We start from the raw sequence: 639 nt of genomic DNA on the forward strand, positions 1-639 counted from the left end.
GTGGACGAACGCTCCCTGACGTCCAAGCTGTTCCGCGGCGAAGCCAAGCTGACGGACCGGGTCAGCCTGCACATGGGGGAGAAGATGCCAGTCATCGGTTCCCTCGAGTCGCTGTCCAGCGCCCGCAAGAAACTGCAGGACGTCGACGCCCTGATGGTCACCTTCGTAGGCGGGCCGATCGGCGTGCTGACGCGCCACGACCTGCTCTTCTACCTGAACAAGTAGCTGCCCGACCAACCTCAGGCACCGGCTTCCCCAACCAGCGAAAGGTCCACCGTGAGCACCTCCGAAAACCAGGGCTTCAACACCCGCGCCGTCCATGCCGGCCAGGACTTCGATCCGACCACCGGCGCCGTCGTCCCGCCGATCTACCAGTCCTCCACCTTTGCCCAGGACGGCATCGGCGGACTGCGCAACGGCTACGAATACGGCCGCGGCGGCAATCCCACCCGCGACGCGCTCCAGGTGCAGCTGGCCGCGTTGGAGGGCGGCCGGCATGCCTTCAGCTTCGCCTCCGGCCTGGCCGCGGAGGATTCGCTGATCCGCGCGCTGCTGCAGCCGGGGGACCACATCGTGTTGGGCAATGACGCCTACGGCGGAACCTACCGGCTGATCAGCCGCGTGCTGGGGCCGTGGAAC

Annotated in this window: 2 protein-coding genes; both read left to right on the forward strand. The window is 67.3% G+C overall.

What is annotated here, in order from left to right; all coding sequences use genetic code 11:
• The coding region (locus AC5RVV_RS17810) for a CBS domain-containing protein (RefSeq protein ID WP_494002681.1) at positions 1-225 on the forward strand (225 nt) is incomplete at its 5' end.
• A 51-nt stretch (positions 226-276) separates the two neighbouring features.
• On the forward strand, positions 277-639 hold a 363-nt coding region (locus AC5RVV_RS17815), incomplete at its 3' end, for a PLP-dependent transferase (RefSeq protein ID WP_494002682.1).

It is taken from the genome of Arthrobacter sp. MDT2-34-1 (genome assembly GCF_059091365.1).